Annotated in this window: 5 protein-coding genes and 3 pseudogenes; 4 read left to right on the top strand and 4 right to left on the bottom strand. The window is 39.7% G+C overall.

Going from position 1 to position 3107, the window contains the following annotated elements:
* The coding region (locus IQ242_RS20925; RefSeq protein WP_193961271.1) for a helix-turn-helix domain-containing protein at positions 1–193 on the bottom strand (193 nt) is incomplete at its 3' end.
* A 74-nt stretch (positions 194–267) separates the two neighbouring features.
* Here IQ242_RS20925 and IQ242_RS20920 point away from each other — a divergent pair.
* Together IQ242_RS20920 and IQ242_RS20915 are read left to right on the top strand one after the other, a co-directional pair.
* A pseudogene (locus IQ242_RS20920) lies at positions 268–492 on the top strand (type II toxin-antitoxin system Phd/YefM family antitoxin); the annotation flags it as partial.
* Positions 493–670: 178 nt separating this feature from the next.
* A complete protein-coding gene (locus IQ242_RS20915) occupies positions 671–925 on the top strand; it encodes a DNA cytosine methyltransferase (RefSeq protein WP_080506977.1) in 255 nt (84 codons plus the stop codon).
* Here IQ242_RS20915 and IQ242_RS20910 read toward each other — a convergent pair.
* Positions 883–1083 carry a hypothetical protein gene (locus tag IQ242_RS20910; RefSeq protein WP_012265925.1) on the bottom strand — a complete coding sequence of 67 codons (201 nt, stop codon included), beginning with the start codon at positions 1081–1083 and terminating at the stop codon, positions 883–885. The genes IQ242_RS20915 and IQ242_RS20910 overlap by 43 nt on opposite strands.
* A gap of 15 nt (positions 1084–1098) precedes the next feature.
* Positions 1099–1347, bottom strand: coding sequence for a type II toxin-antitoxin system RelE/ParE family toxin (locus IQ242_RS20905; protein WP_002751000.1), 249 nt, complete (start codon positions 1345–1347; stop codon positions 1099–1101).
* Positions 1348–1756: 409 nt separating this feature from the next.
* On the opposite strand from IQ242_RS20905, the pseudogene IQ242_RS20900 reads away from it, so the two are divergent.
* Together IQ242_RS20900 and IQ242_RS26830 are read left to right on the top strand one after the other, a co-directional pair.
* A pseudogene (locus tag IQ242_RS20900) lies at positions 1757–2230 on the top strand (DNA methyltransferase); the annotation flags it as partial.
* Between the two features lie 32 nt (positions 2231–2262).
* Positions 2263–2453, top strand: a pseudogene (locus IQ242_RS26830) (hypothetical protein).
* A gap of 59 nt (positions 2454–2512) precedes the next feature.
* Here IQ242_RS26830 and IQ242_RS20890 read toward each other — a convergent pair.
* On the bottom strand, positions 2513–2941 hold the full coding sequence (locus IQ242_RS20890; protein WP_193961269.1) for a ubiquinol-cytochrome c reductase iron-sulfur subunit: 429 nt from the start codon (positions 2939–2941) through the stop codon (positions 2513–2515).
* Positions 2942–3107 lie beyond the last annotated feature (166 nt).

The raw sequence follows: 3107 nt of genomic DNA, 5'->3' as shown, positions 1-3107 counted from the left end.
CTTCTTGTTTTTTCCAATCGGTTAGCATTGAAGAAGTTTCAGTATATCCTACTCTTTCTTGTCTTTCGTACCAAGCTTGTGTTCTGAGATGGAGAGCTTTATTGTAAACTAATCTTACACAGCCCAATGTGCGCCGCAATAGCGACTCTTGTTCGGGTGTGGGGTAAAATCGAAACGAATAGGCTTTTTCCATACCTCACATTTTAGCATATATTTCGTAAATGTGCTAATATTTAACAGTAAAGCCGTCGTAGAACGACGGGGTTTCAGACCCAAATTTTCGATGATGTGGCCTTGATTGCTGCTGACGAATTATCCGCTTTATTAGAAGAAGTTTATCTTTTGCGCTCTCCAGCTAACGCTCAACGACTTTTTCAGTCCTTAAATTGGTCACAAGAAAGATTATCTCAGACAGCTGCCACCACTTCTCTAGAAGAATTACGTCAAGAATTGGAGACCGAGATTGAGCAAGAAAAAGCCACAGAAGTCTGAAACCGAAATTGTGCGAGTTTGTCCTGAATTATGCCTAATCTAGTATCTCCAAATTGATTATATGGGGACATATTAACCTTAATTATTTAGACTACAGTTTTTATCGCTGCATAAGTCGGAACATTTGGTAAAATTAGGATATATTTACTTTGGCTATCTTTGGTGTCATAATTTGGCAATGACAAACGAAAAACTCAGATTTATCGATCTTTTTGCTGGTATTGGAGGATTTAGATTAGCTTTCGAGAGCGTTGGTTATGACTGTGTATATTCTTGTGAAATAGACGAAAACTGTCGAAAAGTAGGAAAACGAGCCAGATTTAGAGATACAAGGGGAACTCTATTTTTTCCCATCTGCGAAATAGTAGAATTAAAGCAAGATACAAGCAATCAATCAATATTTAGCATCTTCTTAACCTCATCTAGAGAATAAGTTTGACTATCTTTTTCTTCTTCTTTTGCCTGTATTAAATCTTCCAAATCCTCTAAGTCTTCTAAGATTTCTTTAATTTTCATAAACTCCTCATAAGTTAAAACAGCAAATTCTTTTTTGCCATTTTTGATTAAGAATTCAGGATGTAATTCAATCATTGTTTTCTCCTTAATTTAATTGTAGATATTTTGTCGATGTTTAACACGATAAATCACTAAAGTGATTTCTTCAACCTCAAATAGAATTCGATAGTTACCCACCCTTAAGCGATAATTAGGCGTAAAATTCTTTAATTGCTTGACATCTCCTTGTAAATTATCCTTCATTGCTTCAATTTTAGCCATAATCCTAGTCCGATCTTGAGAAGAAAGTTTTTCTAAGTCTTTGATAGCTTTAGGCTTGAATTGAATTTGATATTTCACATTATACCTCTTGCATAAATCAGAGAAATTGAAGATTTCTAATTTTGGATTTTGGATTGAGGGATTTAGGACTTTTGCCAGAAATCTATTAATTGTACCTCAATCAGGTTGAGGTGGGCTATCAAGCTCAAATAAAACAGCTTATAGTGATGGGGAAACCCCACTTATATATTATGTTCCAAGGCAGAGCCTTAGAACAAGCAGTAGTAGGACAAAATTAACTTCTTGGTTAGCACAGACACCCATGCACTCATACAAGAGCCTTTGAGGGTTCAAAAACGGCACAAATAAGGATTAAATAGCATAAAATATCTAAATAGACTACTTAGTTAATTATTATTCATTCCTAATTATCCTGACGGCCGAAGCCTAACCCTAACAACAATTTTTGATTTTTACAACACTCCTAATGAATCCCCTAGTCAATTATTTTCGCAACCTGCAAGAAATCCACTCCTCCCAAGCAGCCGTAAAAGAAACCTCCTACTACGGCACTCTTGAAACTCTCCTCAACGAAATCGGTAAAACCCTAAAACCGCGAGTGCGCTGCATTATCAACCTCAGAAATCAGGGTGCGGGATTGCCGGACGGGGGACTTTTTAACGTCGATCAATTCCCCAAAAATCAAGAATTAGAACCTTTTACGGCGATTTTTCCCGAAAGAGGTGCGATCGAGATTAAGGGAACCAAAGAAGATATCAAAAAAATCGCCGCCAGCGAGCAAGTACAAAAATACTGGCAAAAATACGGTCAAGTATTAGTCACCAATTATCGCGATTTTCTGCTCATCGGTCGCAATAGCCAAGGTCAACCGGTAGAGTTAGAAGCCTATAGTTTAGCCCCGTCAGAAGCCGAGTTTTGGCTAAAAACCTCAAATCCATCCATTGATTAATTTTTTGACTGCGGAGTTGATTAATGGCTATGCTGCCCATCCCCACCACCTATACTAGCTATACCCAAGCACAAGAACATTTTCTTCAGGTTTTAGAACAAGTAGAACTGGGAAACTCGAAAGATTATCTCAGACAGCTGCTACCACTTCTCTAGAAGAATTAAGTCAAGAATTGGAGACCGAGATTGAGCCAGAAAAAGCCGCAGAGGTCTGAAACCGAAATTGTGCGAGTTTTTCCTCAATTATGCCTAATCCAGTATTCCGTCAACCCCGTTAAGCTTTTTTCACGAAAATAACGTCTTTTTCGACCTTGACTTGATAGGTGGTTAGATTGCCTTTTGGGGGTTTATTCGTGACGACCCCAGTGGCGGTAAATTTCCCCGGATGGCAGGGACAAGCTAAAATCTGTGCGCCAGTATTCCATTTCACCGTGCAGCCTTCATGGGTACAAGTCGGGTTTACTGCACTGATCTTTTTCGTCTTTTTCTCCCAGATCAGGAGCAAGGAGCCGACCGGGGATTTTTTATCCAGAAAACTGCCTTTGGCTTCCAATTCTTTGGGGGTAATGCCCGTCACTTTCACAAAGCCATCCGCCGCTTGGGCCGGGGTCATCTCTTGGTCGGTAGCCGTCCCTAGGATTTCTGGGGCGCAGGCCATGGCTCCGCCAACACCAACGAGGGCAACAAATTCACGACGATTCATGGGATTAGGTTTTTTCCAACAGCAACGTTAACTTTCACTGTACCGTAGAAGCTCTTTCCATTCAATTAACTTCTAAGTGCGAGTAGAGAAGGCCAGTAAGCAAACCCCTGACATTGATTATTATTCATTCTTAATTCTCCTGACGACCGACTCCTAACCCTAACAA

Source organism: Microcystis sp. LEGE 08355, from assembly GCF_015207185.1.
In the GTDB taxonomy this organism is placed as follows: Bacteria; Cyanobacteriota; Cyanobacteriia; order Cyanobacteriales; family Microcystaceae; genus Microcystis; species Microcystis panniformis.
Note: the sequence above shows the minus strand (reverse complement) of the source record. Positions and strands in the feature narration are given on the sequence as shown.